General features: G+C 40.0%; 16 protein-coding genes, 7 tRNA genes and 1 rRNA gene. 2 read left to right on the top strand and 22 right to left on the bottom strand.

Going from position 1 to position 17,412, the window contains the following annotated elements:
- Window positions 1-26: 26 nt before the first annotated feature.
- Both ACFS5O_RS02445 and ACFS5O_RS02440 read right to left on the bottom strand, forming a co-directional pair.
- Window positions 27-896, bottom strand: a complete 870-nt coding sequence (locus tag ACFS5O_RS02445; RefSeq protein WP_205724155.1) for a metal-dependent hydrolase — start codon at window positions 894-896, stop codon at window positions 27-29.
- Between the two features lie 404 nt (window positions 897-1,300).
- On the bottom strand, window positions 1,301-1,516 hold the full coding sequence (locus tag ACFS5O_RS02440; RefSeq protein WP_205724156.1) for a hypothetical protein: 216 nt from the start codon (window positions 1,514-1,516) through the stop codon (window positions 1,301-1,303).
- Window positions 1,517-1,652: 136 nt separating this feature from the next.
- Between ACFS5O_RS02440 and ACFS5O_RS02435 the strand changes: the two genes are divergently transcribed.
- Window positions 1,653-1,826, top strand: a complete 174-nt coding sequence (locus tag ACFS5O_RS02435) for a YjcZ family sporulation protein (protein WP_066390747.1) — start codon at window positions 1,653-1,655, stop codon at window positions 1,824-1,826.
- Window positions 1,827-1,889: 63 nt separating this feature from the next.
- On the opposite strand, the gene ACFS5O_RS02430 is transcribed toward ACFS5O_RS02435, so the two are convergent.
- The 11 genes from ACFS5O_RS02430 to sigW form a co-directional block, all read right to left on the bottom strand.
- The gene (locus tag ACFS5O_RS02430; protein ID WP_205724157.1) at window positions 1,890-2,894 is read right to left on the bottom strand and encodes an ABC transporter permease; all 1,005 of its coding nucleotides are present in this window, start codon (window positions 2,892-2,894) and stop codon (window positions 1,890-1,892) included.
- Entirely contained in the window at window positions 2,891-3,745 is an 855-nt protein-coding gene (locus tag ACFS5O_RS02425) for an ABC transporter permease subunit (protein ID WP_205724158.1), read from the bottom strand. Before ACFS5O_RS02425 ends, ACFS5O_RS02430 begins: the two co-directional genes overlap by 4 nt.
- 9 nt (window positions 3,746-3,754) lie before the next feature.
- A complete protein-coding gene (locus ACFS5O_RS02420; RefSeq protein WP_205724159.1) occupies window positions 3,755-4,225 on the bottom strand; it encodes a hypothetical protein in 471 nt (156 codons plus the stop codon).
- A 146-nt stretch (window positions 4,226-4,371) separates the two neighbouring features.
- Window positions 4,372-4,794: a pyridoxamine 5'-phosphate oxidase family protein gene (locus ACFS5O_RS02415; RefSeq protein ID WP_205724160.1), complete on the bottom strand. Its 423-nt coding sequence runs from the start codon at window positions 4,792-4,794 to the stop codon at window positions 4,372-4,374.
- Between the two features lie 144 nt (window positions 4,795-4,938).
- The gene (locus tag ACFS5O_RS02410) at window positions 4,939-6,648 is read right to left on the bottom strand and encodes an ABC transporter ATP-binding protein (protein ID WP_205724161.1); all 1,710 of its coding nucleotides are present in this window, start codon (window positions 6,646-6,648) and stop codon (window positions 4,939-4,941) included.
- A 523-nt stretch (window positions 6,649-7,171) separates the two neighbouring features.
- Window positions 7,172-8,974 carry a glutamine--fructose-6-phosphate transaminase (isomerizing) gene (gene glmS / locus ACFS5O_RS02405; RefSeq protein ID WP_205724162.1) on the bottom strand — a complete coding sequence of 601 codons (1,803 nt, stop codon included), beginning with the start codon at window positions 8,972-8,974 and terminating at the stop codon, window positions 7,172-7,174.
- Window positions 8,975-9,453: 479 nt separating this feature from the next.
- Entirely contained in the window at window positions 9,454-10,794 is a 1,341-nt protein-coding gene (gene glmM / locus ACFS5O_RS02400; protein WP_205724163.1) for a phosphoglucosamine mutase, read from the bottom strand.
- Between the two features lie 18 nt (window positions 10,795-10,812).
- Window positions 10,813-12,126 carry a CdaR family protein gene (locus ACFS5O_RS02395; protein WP_205724164.1) on the bottom strand — a complete coding sequence of 438 codons (1,314 nt, stop codon included), beginning with the start codon at window positions 12,124-12,126 and terminating at the stop codon, window positions 10,813-10,815.
- Window positions 12,110-12,943: a diadenylate cyclase CdaA gene (gene cdaA, locus ACFS5O_RS02390; protein ID WP_191755167.1), complete on the bottom strand. Its 834-nt coding sequence runs from the start codon at window positions 12,941-12,943 to the stop codon at window positions 12,110-12,112. The genes ACFS5O_RS02395 and cdaA overlap by 17 nt, the downstream gene beginning before the upstream one ends.
- Before the next feature lie 181 nt (window positions 12,944-13,124).
- Window positions 13,125-13,817, bottom strand: coding sequence for an anti-sigma factor family protein (locus ACFS5O_RS02385; protein ID WP_205724165.1), 693 nt, complete (start codon window positions 13,815-13,817; stop codon window positions 13,125-13,127).
- Window positions 13,818-13,822: 5 nt separating this feature from the next.
- Window positions 13,823-14,398, bottom strand: coding sequence for an RNA polymerase sigma factor SigW (gene sigW / locus ACFS5O_RS02380; protein WP_066390715.1), 576 nt, complete (start codon window positions 14,396-14,398; stop codon window positions 13,823-13,825).
- A 199-nt stretch (window positions 14,399-14,597) separates the two neighbouring features.
- Here sigW and ACFS5O_RS02375 point away from each other — a divergent pair, with 199 nt between their 5' ends.
- Complete coding sequence (locus tag ACFS5O_RS02375) at window positions 14,598-14,768, top strand: aspartyl-phosphate phosphatase Spo0E family protein (RefSeq protein WP_171005666.1); 171 nt, start codon at window positions 14,598-14,600, stop codon at window positions 14,766-14,768.
- A 32-nt stretch (window positions 14,769-14,800) separates the two neighbouring features.
- Here ACFS5O_RS02375 and rocF read toward each other — a convergent pair whose 3' ends face one another.
- The 9 genes from rocF to rrf form a co-directional block, all read right to left on the bottom strand.
- Window positions 14,801-15,700, bottom strand: a complete 900-nt coding sequence (rocF, locus tag ACFS5O_RS02370) for an arginase (protein WP_066390713.1) — start codon at window positions 15,698-15,700, stop codon at window positions 14,801-14,803.
- Between the two features lie 537 nt (window positions 15,701-16,237).
- A tRNA-Ala gene (locus ACFS5O_RS02365) sits at window positions 16,238-16,313 on the bottom strand.
- An 11-nt stretch (window positions 16,314-16,324) separates the two neighbouring features.
- Window positions 16,325-16,398: transfer RNA gene (locus ACFS5O_RS02360), tRNA-Gly, on the bottom strand.
- A 45-nt stretch (window positions 16,399-16,443) separates the two neighbouring features.
- A tRNA-Tyr gene (locus ACFS5O_RS02355) sits at window positions 16,444-16,528 on the bottom strand.
- A 71-nt stretch (window positions 16,529-16,599) separates the two neighbouring features.
- Window positions 16,600-16,675: transfer RNA gene (locus ACFS5O_RS02350), tRNA-Thr, on the bottom strand.
- A gap of 74 nt (window positions 16,676-16,749) precedes the next feature.
- A tRNA-Glu gene (locus ACFS5O_RS02345) sits at window positions 16,750-16,824 on the bottom strand.
- Between the two features lie 25 nt (window positions 16,825-16,849).
- Window positions 16,850-16,925, bottom strand: a tRNA-Thr gene (locus ACFS5O_RS02340).
- 9 nt (window positions 16,926-16,934) lie between these two features.
- Window positions 16,935-17,009, bottom strand: a tRNA-Asn gene (locus tag ACFS5O_RS02335).
- Between the two features lie 46 nt (window positions 17,010-17,055).
- Window positions 17,056-17,171, bottom strand: a 5S ribosomal RNA gene (gene rrf, locus ACFS5O_RS02330).
- Window positions 17,172-17,412: the final 241 nt, after the last annotated feature.

Here is a 17,412-nt window from a genome sequence, read left to right as displayed (position 1 = left end):
AAAAGTAACCCGCTAATATTAGCGGGTTACTTTTCTATGAACTCATACAAAAAGGATTCTCCATTACGATAAAACCGAGGATCATAGATCCCTAGCTTTTCTTCTTCTTCAACCACAACCACGAATGGAGACCAGTCGTAAAGGGTTTTTGCACGTGGGTTCTCTTCAAAAAGTGGCTCTAAATTAGCTTCATCGCTTGAAACCAAAACATGCTCAACTTTTGGCTTCATAAATATACTATCTTTTACAATCTCTACTTTGCTATCTTTTTTTCCGATCACTTGAAATTGGGTTGGAACAAATCCTGCAGCTAATGCGACTTCATCATATTTTTCTTTTGCTTCACTATAGATCACATAACCTTGTAACGATTGTACCCCAACATGAGCAATCATCAAGATCCATACTACACGGAAAACTTTAAAACGGTTTGATGGTTCCTTTTTTCTTGAAACGATAAAACCCGTGAGCATCAAGAACCAAAATACAAAATCAACGATTGAAATCGTTCCAAATGTGACTCGATAGCTTGTGAATGGTTCTAAGTACCCTGTTCCCCATGTGTTAAAGAGGTCACTCGTATTATGAATAAATACAGCTAAGAGCGCCCAGTAGAACAGCCTTCGATCGTTCACCTTAAATAAAATACTGCTAAGAAGATATATGATGATTCCCCAAACTGGAACGAGGAAAAAAGAATGAGTTAATCCTCTATGCCACATCTGCTGCATGATGCGACCTGTTTCTGTAAGGTTTACAACCACATCAATATCAGGAATCTGACTGCCGACCACTGTCGTAAACAACAAAGCTCTCTTATGTGACTTGTCCATATTCATTTTATTTGCTGCGCCATACAACGTTAAACCAAACAATGTGTGAGTTACTGTATCCATAAGTCCTCTTTAATTCGTTTTTCTTTTATGTTAACGAAAAAAAGAACTTCTGTCTTGATAGAAGCTCTTTGAAAGGTTTCCATTATTTCCTAAGATAATTTCCGGGGAAATTCGACTTTATTTCCTACACGTTTATACTTCTTGTTTTAAGAGCTCAACCCCTTTGTTTAAGAGGTATTTTTCAATTTGCTGTTTATGATGATTATCGTGTTCCACCATACCCTTGATATATTCACATAATGTAATCCAGGAATCTCCTATTTGGATTTTCTCCTCCCAAATAGCAACTGGCAGCTCTTGAAGCTTTCTAGATAAGACAAGTCGACACTCAATCACTTCATCAATTAAAGCATTCTTGGATATCCCACATCTTGCTTCGTGAGCGGCATTTCCATTTATTTCTTCTACATCCCTATTTTAGGTGTTGTGTTAGATCTCTTTATAAAATAAGAAAACCTTTCATCCCAAACAAACATATCCCATGCCTTAATATGGGCAATGATTTCACCTGTAGACCACTTATCTTCTTGAATAGGCTCTAGCCAATATTCTTCAGGTATTCTTTTTAACTCTTCCAGCCATTTTACTAAACAGCTATATGAATGAATCACTTCGCTCATTAACTTGTCCTCCTAGCATTCCATCAAACTTTTAAACTTTTTCAAATTTATTAGGATTTTGTCCATGTCACTCCTTCTTCTGGGACATACACTAAGATGAAAGCATAAGGCACAAGAAAGAAGGAGGACTTACAGCATGTTTGGAAAAAGACAGAAACAAGAACGTAACTGGGGTTATCCAGGTTACGGATATGGTTGCTACACCCCATGCGGCTACGGATATGGCGGTTACGGCGGCGGAGGCGGCGTTTTCGCTTTAATTGTCGTGCTATTTATCCTTCTCATCATCATCGGTGCGTCGTGGAGATAGTAGTTTGTTAAAAAGGCAAGAGTCTATGCTCTTTGCCTTTTTAATTTGAAGTCATATGCTGGTTCAACCTGTCTTCTTTTGTGATAAAAATACAAATGACTTATTTTCTACTAAGCTAATGTTTGGCTTTCGTTCACCCTTGCTTTTCACCGTTTTGGGGATAGGCAGCTTGTTCGCCGATCGTTTGATGCCCTCTGCCATAAAATTAAAGGCTAAAATGACAGCGGCAAAACTGAACACTGGAAAGAACACAAGCCATGGCGCAAGACGTAGTTGATAATAGTAGCCTCCAATTAGCCCTGACCATTCATTAGAATCTGATACTGGTATTTCATATTCATTTGTAAATTCTCTCATCGTTGTTCCACCAAAGAATACGCCTAATATTCCAAGGTGAGCTAACAGTAAAAGGACGGCAATCACTTGTTGTACATAGACCAATAATAGCTTTGGCCATAGATGTGGGAGTATGTGTTTCGCTAGAATTCTTAATCTTGAACCTCCCATTAATTTAGCACTTGTAATAAACTCTTCTTTTTCGATCAGGTTGATCTCTTCTTTTATAAGAATAGAAGTGTTCGGCACCGCTATAGCAATGATCAGTAACATCTCAAAAAATGCTTTTTCCCAAAATGTGTAGTTCTCTAATTGTATAATCGGTCCTACAACAAAAAAGATTAGAAGCGCTGACGGGATGTAATAGAACGATTGAGATAATCCTTTTATAAAAGGCATCACTCTTCCAGCTCTCCACAATAGAAACGATCCTATGAATGATAGACCGACCCTCAGCAAGCTGACGACTAGCGCGAAACCAAGCGTGTATTTGGCTCCAGATATAATTTGAGAGAACAAATCTGCTCCCATACGGTCACTGCCAAACCAGTAATGACTCGACGGTTCAAATGGCGCTTTTTCTTTCGGCATTCCCTCTTCATCGTATATATACTGTTCTTCATATATTTCATTATCAAGAACGATTTGATGATAAAAACTAGCCATAAGAAGACCAAACACAAACAAAAATCCTACAATAAAGAAGCGATCTTTCCATATGTTCTTAATCATTTTTCACCAACCCATTTAAACGTAATCACTCTTAACAATGTGAAAAAAAGAAACATCGGAACAAATAGCAACAGCATGGAAATCGTAAAAACTGCCGGATTTCCACTAGTCCGGATAAGTGATGTAATACCATAAATATTAAACAAGAATTCGATCATTAACAGGTTAGATAGCATGAACCATAATATATTTCGTGACTGGTGAAATACGCTTAACAACGTATTTGGCAGGACATGGCGCCATAAGATTCGAAAGCGTCCCATTCCTTTACTTCTCGCCGTATCTACATAAAGCTTTTCGTACTCTTCTTCGATATTTAATAGTAAGATGCGAAGAATAAGAAAGGTAGGTAAAATCGATAAGCATAAAATGGGAACAAAGTACGTTTTCTGGTCATACAGAGATACAATCTGAAATAACAAGATGTTCGTTTTCTTAAAGAACCATACGATAAAGAATTGTATACCGATTGCGATTAATACATCTGGAATCGATTCAAAAACAAAAGAAAATACTCTTATCCTATTCTTTAAGCCTGATGGAAGCATGAATATGAATAGAGCAAACATTAACGCTACGATAATCGCTATAAAGAATGCAGCAAACAAAATGGTGACCGAGTAACCATAGATTCCCCACATGCTTGGAAAGAGCGGGTATGGACCGCTTTCTGCAAAGTACATGATTTCTTCAGGGTTCAACATGACTCTGAACATTTCAGTGATTCCATCCAAATAACCGCTTGTGTTAAATGTCATCCCACTGAACATATAGGGAACAGACCCTAGCAGAATAATTCCAATAATAGACAAAATCATTGAGAGGAAACTATCTTTTAAAATATATGGCATGATATACCCCTATTCCTTACTTTTATATTCTGCTTTTGCTAGGTTAAAATCTCTTGGTCCAAATGGAGCGACTAATAGAGTAGATACTTCTCCGCTGCATCCATCTACCATTAGGTTTTGGTAAGAATCTATAATATACCTACATTTAATTTCACCAGTAGGCATACCGAATGTTTTGTTGTTGTTCTTAAAGATTGTTTTATCTTTATTCACATAGTGTAATTCACTTGTTGTAGGTATCTCTAGCTTGCTTTCTTTGTCTGCTTTTACATCATCTAAAAAAGTGAACATTGGAACAAGATGCTCGGTTTTGGTCGCCCCTGTCATTAGTTCTATTTCTTTTTCAGATAGGTTTTGAATGACCACATGATCCTTTTTAATTGCATCTTTAACCGTGAATTTCGATTCCTTTCCTGCTTCTTTATCAGAGCAGGCCGTAAGCAGAACCCCTGCAATAAATAAAGCACCCCATTTTTTCAAGCTATAATCCCCCTTTTTATTTATCGAATATTCTATCTTCTTAAGATAATTTTTTTCCTTAATATTACAATTATTACAATTAAATTAATCCTTAAGAATATAGACGTACAAAGGCCCCTCTTTTATTCAAAAGAGGGGCCTTTTTTTTATAATTCTAAAGTTTGGGGCTCGTGTTCGCCGTCGTTCATAAGTCGAATTAAGCTTGGTTTGATCTCAAGTAAGATATAGTTAGGATCATTCGGACCTTCAAAATAGTGTTTCATTTGTTCGTTCCAAAACTTTTCTTTTAATCCTTGATCATCTCGAATAGTGGCTGTACCTTCGATTTCAAGATAAGGATCGTTGTACCCTTCACAATCATAGCCGACTAGTACGTGAACATTCGGGTTCTCTTGAATTTCATCGGCTTTATGAGTCTCTATACTTGTTGGTGTATAAAAGGTTAACTCGTCGTGGAAGAAGGTCATGTAGCGAGAATGTGGTTTATTCTTCTTAACCGTTGCCAGCACGCCTGTCTGTTTTTTGTCTACTACTTCAAATACTTTATTTTTCATCTGCTCTTTATCCATGTCATCCACTCCTTAAAAGTTTGGCTCTATTATATCTACCTTTTAGGATGGAAAATAAAACATCTTGTTATACATGGAATCAGACAAAGTGTTTACTATTTCACTGTGTTATTATGTTAGATATCCCTGTGGTTTTAAAAAATCTCATTCAAACTGCGCTGCATGCAACCGGCTATAGATTCCTTTTGAAGCTAACAAATCTTGATGACTGCCTTCTTCTGCAATTCCTTCATTCGTTACTACCATTATGCGGTCCGCATTTTTTATCGTTGCAAGTCGATGGGCAATAACGAGCGTTGTTCTTCCTTCTGTTAATTCTTCTAATGCTTTTTGAATCGCAACTTCTGTTTCTGTATCTAAAGCAGATGTGGCCTCGTCCAGGATCAAAATTGGAGGATTCTTTAAGAACATACGAGCAATGGCTAGTCTTTGTTTCTGACCTCCAGAAAGTTTTACGCCTCTTTCGCCGATCACGGCCTCTAGTCCTGCAGGTTGATCCTGAATAAAGTCGTCCAGTCGAGCCCTCTTAGCCGCTTCCATAATTTCAGCATCCGTCGCGTCTAAGTTACCGTACGCTATATTTTCTTTGATCGTGCCTGAAAAAAGAAAAACATCTTGTTGCACGATACCAATCTGCTTTCGTAATGATTCTAGCTTCATCTCTTGGATATTGATACCGTCAATTGTGATCGATCCACTTTGAACATCATAAAAGCGGGGCAACAAACTGCATAGCGTAGTCTTACCCGCGCCAGATGGACCTACAAATGCGACAGTCTCACCAGAACGAATGGATAGATCGATATTATTCAAAACGGTTCGATGACCTTCATAACCAAATGTCACGCCTTGATAGCGAATCGCCCCTTTTAGATCAACCTCGATAGCATCTTCTGAATCTGCTATATCTGGCTCTGTGTCCATGATTTCAACGAACCGTTTAAAACCAGCGATGCCTTTAGGATAGCTTTCAATCACAGCGTTTATTTTTTGGATAGGTCCGATTAAAATATTCGATAACAGAATAAAAGCAACAAACTGTCCATACGTTAGTTCACCTGAAATGACAAAATACGTACCAAATAATAAGGTGAAAAGCGTAACTAACCTCATTAACACATAGTTTGACATAACATTTTGAGCCATGATCTTATAGGATTGAAGCTTTGTAAGACGATAATTCTTATTGTTTTCTCTAAACTTTTCCTGCTCATATCTTTCGTTCGCGAATGCTTGAACAACACGTATCCCACCGATACTGTCCTCTACTCTGGCATTGATCTCCGCTACATCCTGAAACATTTTTCTAAACGTGAGCGTCATTTTTTTATTAAAGTAAATTGCTAGGATGATCAATAAAGGAATGACGATAAAAGACAAAACTGCGAGTTTCCAATTGATCGTCAACATTAATCCAAATGACCCAATCAACGTCATAACAGCCACAAACACATCTTCAGGTCCGTGGTGAGCGACTTCTCCGATCTCTTCCAAGTCTTTCGTAAGTCGAGAGATACTATGACCCGTCTTATTGTTGTCATAATAACCAAATGAGAGTTTCTGCATATGAGTGAACAACTGCTGCCGCATATCTGTTTCAATATTGATCCCAAGCTTGTGTCCCCAATACGTGACAACGAAATGAAGGAACGTATTTAAAAGGTAGACGAGTAACAATCCGAGACAAGCTAAAGAGATAATCTCCCAGTTCCCATCAGGAAGAAGTTTATCAATCACTTGGTTTACAGCTAACGGAAAGGCCAATTCCAAAATTCCAACCAGAATGGCACAAGAAAAATCAAGTATGAACAACCATCTATAGGGTCTGTAATAAGCAAAAAAGCGAGCTAACACGTATAGACCTCCTTTTCTGTATAATTAAAATATAACTAATTGAAATCCATTCTCAATTATACAGAATAAAGGATTTTCTTACAATTTAAAATTTATCCTGTAGACGCAGGAGCAAGGATACAGCCTTGAAGCGGTCAGTCCAAAAAAGGAAGTCGCTCGTTCAGCCCTGCGATGACAAGGAAGAAGCTTTTCGCCTTTATGTGCTAGTCACTGCAACCAGAACGGTAATCAGCACTTACAAAAGCAACAAAGTTTACGAAAACAGCCTTTTCTAAAAAATGATTGCTAATGAATTTCTTTGCACTCCTTATGCAAGTTGATTGTAGCGTAAGGTTGCCGACTCCTATGGGACGAGCGGTCAGGTGGAGACTCCTAAAGGCGCAGAGCGGCAGGAGGCTCACCGTTCGCCCCATGGAAAGCGAGCAACCTGGAGCGGAAATCAACCACTTTCAAAGAGCATTAATGTTTTTAAGCATGAAAAAACCTCCCGTATCGCTACAGGAGGTTTTGTGAATTTTAAAATCTATTCTACTGTTACTGACTTCGCAAGGTTACGCGGCTTATCTACGTCACAGTCGCGGTGAAGCGCTGCGTAGTAAGAGATCAGCTGCATTGGAAGTACAGATACTAACGGCGTCAAGTAAGGGTGGATCTTCGGAAGAACGACGCGGTCGCCTTCTTCTTGCAGACCATCCATAGAGATTACACATGTGTAAGCGCCACGTGCCGCTACTTCTTTCACGTTACCACGGATGCTTAAGTTAACATGCTCTTGAGTCGCAAGAGCGATAACTGGTGTACCGTCTTCGATCAATGCGATCGTACCGTGCTTCAATTCTCCTCCAGCAAAACCTTCTGCTTGGATGTAAGAGATTTCTTTTAATTTTAGTGCAGCTTCTAAACATACGTAGAAGTCAGCAGCACGGCCGATGAAGAATGCGTTACGAGTTACAGCTAAGAACTCACGTGCGATCTTCTCCATCTCTTCTTTTTGGTCACAAAGAACTTCCATCGCGTTTGCAACGATCGCAAGCTCTTGTAGCGGATTGAAGTCTAACTCGATGCCTTTTGCACGAGCAGAGTCAACTGCTAGAATTGCCAGTACGGCGATTTGAGCTGTGTATGCTTTCGTTGATGCTACTGCGATCTCAGGACCAGCATACAAGTTAAGCGTGTAGTTCGCTTCACGAGAAAGTGTCGATCCTGGAACGTTCGTGATTGTTAATGCTTTATGTCCAAGTCTCTTCACTTCAACCAATACGGCACGGCTGTCTGCAGTCTCACCGGATTGTGAGATGAAGATGAACAACGGCTTTTCAGATAAAAGCGGCATGTTGTAAACAAACTCACTCGCGATGTGTGCTTCAACCGGAATGTTAGCGATGTTTTCAATCAGCTGTTTCCCAACAAGACCTGCATGGTAGCTCGTTCCGCAAGCGATGATATATACGCGGTCCGCTTCTTTCATCGCGGCACGGATATCATCATCCAGCTTAAGATCACCATTTTCATTTTGGTATTGATTGATGATGTTACGCATGACGAAAGGCTGCTCATCGATTTCTTTTAACATGAAATGAGGGTATGTGCCTTTTTCGATGTCGCTTGCATCTAATTCAGCTGTATATGGTGCACGCTCTACTGCTGTACCGTCAAGAGTCTTGATCGTATAGCTGTCACGTGTCACGATTACGATTTCTTTATCCATTAATTCAACGTATTGATCTGTTTGAGAAAGCATAGCCATTGCGTCACTTGCAATAACGTTAAAGCCTTCACCTTTACCTACCAATAACGGGCTCTTGTTCTTACCAACATAGATGGTTTCAGGGTTTTGGTTGTCGATTAATCCGATCGCATAAGAACCTTTTAACTCAGACAACGTACGGCGGAATGCTTCTTCCACTTCCATGCCCTCGTTCACAAAGTATTCTACAAGCTGAACGATAACTTCTGTATCTGTTTCAGACAACAATTCAACACCTGAGATGTATTGTTTCTTCACCTGTTCATAGTTCTCGATTACACCGTTGTGTACAAGTGTAAAACGCTCTGTTGAACTTTGGTGTGGATGAGAGTTAACTCTGCTCGGAACTCCGTGTGTTGCCCAGCGTGTATGTCCGATTCCAACGGATGCTTCTACTCCAAGATCTACGTTTTCACGCAGATTTGCAATACGTCCTTTTTCTTTGAACACGTGAACTCCGTCTTCATTCAGTACAGCGATACCAGCTGAGTCATATCCGCGGTATTCTAATTTTTCTAATCCGCGTAAAAGGATTTCTTTCGCGTCATTATTCCCAATATATCCAACGATTCCACACATAAATAAACGTCCTCCTTAAAGCCATCACACTCTGCTGACGGCTTTCACAAGGGGGCCGTGAGCGGGGCTCACAACCCCACCTATGTTCTCTATTTTTTATTTTTTTCACTTGCTTTCGTCTTTGTACAGGAAGTCACCTTACCTGGTTTGAACAAAAGCTTACGGAAGTGATGTTCCGAGAGGCATCCGCCGAAATATCGATGAACCTCTTCCTCGTCAACTGCTTTTTTCCCGGTCAGCAGTTCAGGCGCTTTGGATGAATGATTAACTGTTAACTCCTTCCTTTTATTTGAAGTAAACAAAAATAATCATACACGGGTTTTTCAAAACCGTCAATTCTTATTCTTTCCCGATTTTAGAAAAACTTGAAACATAATGTTCCATATTATAAAAATATGCATACACAGCTCTTCCAGTGAGCCGCATATGCATATGTTTCGTGCCCTTTTTTATTTTATGAGGGACCGTTTCTTATTAATTTATACGAGTTCAGCCTTTACTACTTCTACGATTTTATCCGCGTGCTCTTGGCAGAGTTCTTCTGTTGGAGCTTCAACCATTACACGAACGAGTGGCTCTGTTCCAGAAGGACGTACAAGTACACGGCCGTTTCCTTCAAGCTCTGTTTCTACCTTATCGATCGCCGCTTTGATCGCATCGTTACCATTCAATTTAGACTTATCCGCTACTTTCACATTGATAAGAAGTTGAGGGAACTTAGCCATCTCACCTGCAAGCTCTGATAATGGTTTTCCGGTTGCTTTTAAGATCGAAGCAAGCTGGATTCCTGATAGTAGTCCGTCTCCAGTTGTCGTGTAATCTAAGAAGATGATGTGACCAGACTGCTCTCCACCAAGGTTAAAGTCATTCTTACGCATCTCTTCCATGACATAACGGTCGCCAACAGCAGTTTGTGCCGATTTCATCTCGTTAGCTTCTACAGCTTTATAGAAACCTAAATTACTCATTACTGTTGAAACGACTGTATCTTGCTTCAAACGTCCTTGTTCCTTCAGGTGCTTCGCACAGATGAACATGATTTGATCTCCATCGACAATGTTTCCTTTTTCATCGATCGCGATCAAACGGTCTCCATCACCGTCAAATGCTAGGCCCATGTCGCAGCCTTTTTCTTTAACAAGCTCAGCAAGCTTCTCAGGATGTGTACTCCCTACACCTTCATTGATGTTTAAGCCGTTCGGACTTGTGCCCATCGTTGAGATGTCTGCTTCAAGATCAGCAAAGAGATGTGGTGCATGCGACGATGTTGCTCCGTGCGCGCAATCTAAAGCGATATGAAGACCAGAAAAATCTCCAGGAATCGTTTGTTTCAGATAATGCATATACTTTTGTCCACCTTCAAAATAATCGCTGACTGAACCTAAATCGCCACCTACAGGACGAGGAAGTTCATCTTTTTCATTATCTAAAAGTGCTTCAATCTCATTTTCTTGTTCATCTAAAAGTTTGAAGCCATCCGCTCCAAAGAATTTGATGCCGTTATCCGCTACTGGGTTATGTGACGCTGAAATCATCACACCCGCTTGTGCGCCTAATGCTTTTGTTAAGAAAGCAACTCCAGGAGTAGAGATCACACCTAGACGCATCACTTCCGCACCGATCGATAGAAGACCCGCTACAAGAGCCCCTTCTAACATCTGACCAGAAATACGTGTGTCACGTCCAATTAAGATTTTAGGTCTTTCTGTATTTTTTGTTAGAACATATCCTCCAAAACGCCCTAGTTTGAATGCTAATTCAGGCGTAAGTTCTGTATTTGCAACTCCTCTAACTCCGTCGGTACCAAAATATTTTCCCATTATTGCTCTCTCCTTCAACTATTGACTGCTAGTTTCTGTTTGAATTTCCACACTGGCTTCCTGAACTGTACCTGTCAGTTCAACATCCCCTGGATTTTTCCAATCTATCTTCACTTTATGTGTTCCTTGATCGAGTGCACTCACATCTACAATTCCTTGCAGATCTGACTTTTTAAGAGAGTTAAGCACACTCTTCTTTCCTCTTACTGTTACATCGACAACGCCATCTGCTGGATCTAATATCGTTGCTTGTTTGTCAGCGTCACTTCCGAGCAGTGTCAATGGAACATCACTAAACGTTCTTGTCGTCTCTTGGTCAACTGCTGGTTCTGCTTCTGTTTCAATATCTGCTTCTGTTTCGGCGTCCGTACCCGTTTTTTCTACATTAACATCAACGGTTACTTCTTTTAGTGAAACGCTGTCGATCCCATCTGGTATAGGAACATCAACGCTTAGTGTTGTATCTTTTTTGATCTCACTTAAATCTATCGTAATCTCTTTAAAAGAATCGATCTTATTCAACGAAGTTGTTGTACCCGTTAATGTAATCTCGCTAGGATTTGATGTGATGGATTGAAGAGAAAGTCCCTCATCTAATTTCCCTTCTGTTTCGATAGAGATCGGTACCGTTTTCTTAGGTTTCTCAATGGGTACGGATACTTCAGCTACGCCTGGGTTGATCTGAACATCGATTAAATCTCCTTGTTGATTGTATGCACGCAGAGGAACTTTTGTTTGAATCTCTTCGTCTGCATCCGTAACATCAACAAACCCTGTGATGAATGAGATCTGATCGACCATCCCTTCAGCACCTGTTACATCAACCGTTCTTGGTGAGAACTCAACTTCACCTGTCGTGTAGCCTTCAGGCATTTTTCTTTTGTTCTTTAAGTCCACGTTTACATTCATCTTTTTTGTTACTTTGTTATGAAGGATAACATCCACATAATCAGGATTAATCTTTGCTTTAACACCTTCAGGCAGACCTTGGACTTGTACTTTTACCCGTTTGTTCCCAGGTTTCATGTTGGTTAGATCAATATAAACTTCGAATTCCTTATCCACTTTTGTCGCTTTTGTAATCAAACGGCTGGATCCAGTTAATGTTAGATCAACCGATGATGGCATATCAGTAAGTACATATTGATTGTCGTCAAAGTAAGGTTTGATCTGTACGTTTTCGATCGTCTCACTTTCGGTATACATTTTAGAGAATATCGAATTGTTTGCTGCTTCTTCCTGCGTCTCCATCGTTACGATCGTATACATCATAAGGGCTAGGAGGAAAGCAATAATTTTTACAAACCATGAACTACTAAGGAGTTTGTCCATTTTTCTTTCCCCTCCAATTCCAGCGAGTTGAGGAAGTGGACTTGTTGGCAATAATCAATTCTGCGTTTAACAAATTTCTTAAAGACTCTTCGTCCAGGTTACGATAGATTTCTCCGTTCTTCGTAAGAGAGATCGTACCTGTTTCCTCAGAAACGATAACCGTTATAGCATCTGTTACTTCACTGATCCCTAATGCAGCTCTATGTCTTGTTCCAAGTTCTTTTGAAACAAACGGACTTTCTGTTAAGGGTAGATAGCAACCTGCTGCATAGATCTGACTTTGTTTAATGATGACAGCTCCATCATGTAAAGGCGTGTTTGGCACAAAAATATTCGTCAATAACTCAGAAGATAGATGCGCTTTAATGGGTATCCCCGTTTCCACGTATTCACTCAATCCTGTTTCACGTTCGATTGACATGATTGCTCCTATACGTCGCTTTGACATATAGTTCGTCGATTTACAGATCGCAGCAATGGCTTTTTCTGTCTCTTCTTCCTCAGGCAGTCCTGTACGAGAAAAGAACTTTCCACGCCCAAGCTGCTCTAGTGCCCGTCTTAATTCTGGTTGGAAAATAATGATGATGGCAAGAAGACCATATGTAATCACTTTGTCCATCAGCCATGACATCGTTCTAAGATCGAACGAACTACTTAGGAACCATACCACGATGATTACGGTTATCCCTTTTAACAATTGAACAGCTTTCGTTCCACGGATCAGCATGATTAGCTTATAGATCACATACGTCACTAATAAGATATCTATAATCTGTGTAATGTAATTGAATATATTAAAATCTGCGATTGGTAACATAAATTCCCTCCCAACCCGGTTTGTTTTCCAAGTCGAAGTATTTAGTGGTTATAAACGTTATTAAAGTCCTTAAAAAAGTTATATTTTCTATACACTCTAAAATATTTTTAACCTACTTATTATAGCATACCTCAATGTAAAGAAAACTTGGCATGACCTACACATGTTTTACTCATGATGGTTAGATGATGTTTTTGGTATAGTGAATTTGACCAAGAAAAAAAGCCGTATGGAAACGGCTTTCCTTATGAGTATCAATCATGGCTTCATCATTTGTACTAACTAAAGATTTCAACTTATACCATACCCATTCGACCACTTGACCAATTTCCTGACTGTGGCCCGTTACTTCCCCAGCCGAAGCAAGATATTTATCGCCTTTTATGACCGTAACGTCACCTTCGACTCGGCCCTCTATTCTGACGTCTGCGTTCTCTACAACTAAATCGCCTTTAATCGTTTCGCCCGCAGGAACGACGACGACTCCCTCAGATTTATCAATTTGAAGGTTACCTTCCCCTTTTACAACGGCGAGGTCTTGTTGATTATAGCTCGTGAACACAGATGCTGCCATAAAGAACACAAAGATCGCTGCAGCCGTTAGAGCAGGATGGCTCTTCATCCAGCGCATCCACTTTACTTGCTGCTTCTCTTTAGGTAATTTTGCCATCACAGCCTCTGTAAAGCCCTCTGGCGCCTTCATATGAGTTTGTAACTGCAATTCTTTCAATGTAACCGTCAGCAGCTCAAATTCTTCTCTGCACGTCTCACAATCTTTTAGATGATCGTGAAAGTTTTGTTCTTCTTCTTTTGTCGCATCACCATCAAGTACTCTATTCATTAATTCATCATATAAGGATGCTTCACAATGCATTTTTATCACCTCGTTTTTACAACCATTTGAAATACCTTCTTCAACGCTTCCCGACCTCGATGTATACGAGTTTTTACTGTTGGAACAGGTATGTCCATAATCTTGCTGATTTCTTCTAATGAGAGATCTTCAACGTATTTTAAAAGAATTGCTGTCCTGTATTTTTCAGGAAGCTTCATGATTTCTGCCTGGAGTTCATTCCACTCTTCATTCTCTGTAACCACTTCTTCAGGTAAAGGCTCTTCACTAGATAGCTGACTATACATCGTAGCACCATCTGTTCCTGGTACTTCTGCATCCAGATAATAATCTGGCTTCTTCTTCCTTAACCTGTCGATACATAGATTTGTAGCGATCCGAAAAATCCAGGTTGAAAACTTATATTCACTGTTGTACTTACCTATATTACGGTAAGCTCTCAAAAAAGTTTCTTGTGCTAAATCTTCTGCTTCATGTCCATTGCCGACCATCCGGAAACAATGCCGGTATATTTTATCTTTAAACAGGTCCACAATGCCTTCAAACGCTTCTTGGTCCCCTTTTTTTACTTGGGTCACCATATTCGCTATTAAGGCGTCCATTATTTTATCACCACTCGGATTTTATTTACGTACCAGCATTCCATAAGTTTCAAATCTTTTCATATTTTTTATTTTATCATGTTGCAGAATTTGACGAAATAAAAAGGTATTTTTTTCTAAATAATGTGTTTTAAATAAATCAGACCTGGGAATATTAAGCATATAAAATATTATGCTGAGGCAGAAAGGGGTAGTTTGTATGCATAGAGATTTATTAATCGAACAGATCGAACACTCCAGACAGCAAATGAATGAACTCTCAAAACACCTTCCACTAATCGCACAAGAAGTAGTTGAACTCTCACAAGAGATTGATCACCTGCTTAACCAATATCAACGTATAAATGAAAAAGAACAGTTGCATCTATAAAGAGGCAACTGTTTTTATTTTGTCTTCTTCTATTATAATAGTTTCTCTCCAAATAAAGAACCCATTAATGCTACGGCAACCGTTGCTGTTTTGTTCTTTTCATCTAAGATCGGATTAACTTCTACGAATTCCGCTGAAGTAATGATTTCTGCCTCAGCAAGCATTTCCATCGCTAAGTGACTCTCTCTATAGCTGATTCCTCCAAGTACCGGAGTTCCAACACCAGGTGCATCATGTGGATCAAGTCCATCTAGATCTAGACTCAAGTGAACACCATCTGTGTGTGCTAAGTATTCAATCGTCTCTTCCATAACTTTCGCCATCCCTAGACGATCAACTTCATGCATCGTGTATACTTTAATCCCTTTTTCTTTGATCAGCTCACGTTCTCCCTCATCTAAAGAACGCGCTCCGATAATCACAATATTTTCTGGTTTGATCTTTGGAGTGTAGTCGCTTATGTTTGTAAGCCTTTCATGACCGATCCCAATACTTACAGCAAGAGGCATCCCATGAATGTTTCCGCTTGGAGATGTATCCGCTGTATTCAGGTCTCCATGCGCATCATACCAAATGACACCTAAATTCTCATAGTGCTTAGAAACCCCAGCTAGTGTTCCAATCGCGATACTATGGTCTCCGCCTAATACAAGTGGAAACTTCTTATTCGAGATTACAGTTGATACTGTTTGTGAGAGCTTTTCACTCGCTTCAATGACACCTTTTAAATTTTTTAGATTACCTTCGTTTTCTATACTTTGTTTTTCTGGACGAGCAATATCTATATCACCAAAATCTTCTACACGATAATCCAGGTTTTCAAGGCGTTCAACAACCCCGGCATATCGAATCGCACTCGGCCCCATATCCACACCGCGGCGCATTTGTCCTAAATCCATCGGTACACCGATTACTGTAATATCTTTTAACATTTTTCTTCCTCCCTTATGAAAAACACAAAAACTTGAAAATCTATCTCTATTGTAGCTGTAAGGGATTTCATGGTTCAACTGGACAAAATCTTGCATAGATATACCAAAAAGAAAGCGCTTTCTGTTATTAGATACATATTTATGAGGTTTTGGATAAAAAGCCGACAAAAAGAAGATGACTTCGAGCCATCTTCTTTCCTTTTGCTTAATGAGCAGCAATTGGTTTTAACTTGTCATTACTGATATAAGTGTTTTTTTTGAAGACACCGTTTTATGAGTTGAAAATTAGAGAGCTAAAACAAATACCAACTCGGGTATTTGTGATGCTAATTCTAGAAGTATCAGCAATAATTCTAGATATTTCTTAGATAATACGGCGAATTTGGTCTATAATCCAGCGAGTTTTGCTCTTATATCGGCGAGTCGGCATAATTGGACAATTTTAATGAGCGACATACCTTAACCTTACTTCGTATTAAAGTATTTTAAACAACAAAAAAACTTCAGGCATCGCCTGAAGTAAAATAATTATGTATATGGTGGAGCTTAGCGGGATCGAACCGCTGACCTCCTGCGTGCAAGGCAGGCGCTCTCCCAGCTGAGCTAAAGCCCCGAAGAAATAAATGGAGCGGGTGATGAGAATCGAACTCACGACCAGAGCTTGGAAGGCTCTTGTTTTACCACTAAACTACACCCGCATATTCTATTAGTATCGTCTAACTTTTGTATCGTTAAACATAAGATGGTGGAGGGGGACGGATTCGAACCGCCGAACCCGGAGGGAGCGGATTTACAGTCCGCCGCGTTTAGCCACTTCGCTACCCCTCCACATAAAAAAAGAGAGTTACTCTTCAAGCACTTCTATGTGCTCTGCGTCTACTTATCATAGAAAGTAAACATGGTGCCGGCTAGAGGACTTGAACCCCCAACCTACTGATTACAAGTCAGTTGCTCTACCAATTGAGCTAAACCGGCAAGCAAAAANACCCCCTGCTTGTAAGGCAGGTGCTCTCCCAGCTGAGCTAATCCTCCAAAGTATTTATAAGAAATGGTGACCCGTACGGGATTCGAACCCGTGTTACCGCCGTGAAAGGGCGGTGTCTTAACCGCTTGACCAACGGGCCATAACTGTTTGTTTAGTTTATGATATGGAGCTTCCAACCGGGCTCGAACCGGTGACCTCTTCCTTACCATGGAAGCACTCTACCTGCTGAGCTATGGAAGCAAGTAAAAATGGCTCCACAGGCAGGACTCGAACCTGCGACCGATCGGTTAACAGCCGATAGCTCTACCACTGAGCTACTGTGGAATAATGTAATGAAAATCCACAACTAAGTTGGAATTTTGAGAATATAGCCCAGCGACGTCCTACTCTAACAGGGGGAAACCCCCAACTACCATCGGCGCTGAAGAGCTTAACTTCCGTGTTCGGTATGGGAACGGGTGTGACCTCTTCGCCATCATCACTGGACCTAGTTACTTATGTAACACTCTCAAAATCATTTATCCTGTTGGGACAAGATAAATTTTATTATATTTTAAAGCATTTTGCAAGAGAATTTTTAATGATTTTCATCATTTTTTTATGTTCTCTCAAAACTAGATACGACGTTTCCAAACGTTATGCTTTTTTAAGGATAAGCCCTCGACCGATTAGTATCTGTCAGCTCCACGTGTCACCACGCTTCCACACCAGACCTATCAACCTCATC

This window comes from Fictibacillus nanhaiensis (genome assembly GCF_042686385.1).
In the GTDB taxonomy this organism is placed as follows: Bacteria; Bacillota; Bacilli; order Bacillales; family Fictibacillaceae; genus Fictibacillus; species Fictibacillus nanhaiensis.
The sequence above is the reverse complement of the archived record's forward strand: the minus strand, read 5'-3'. Positions and strand labels throughout refer to the sequence as shown.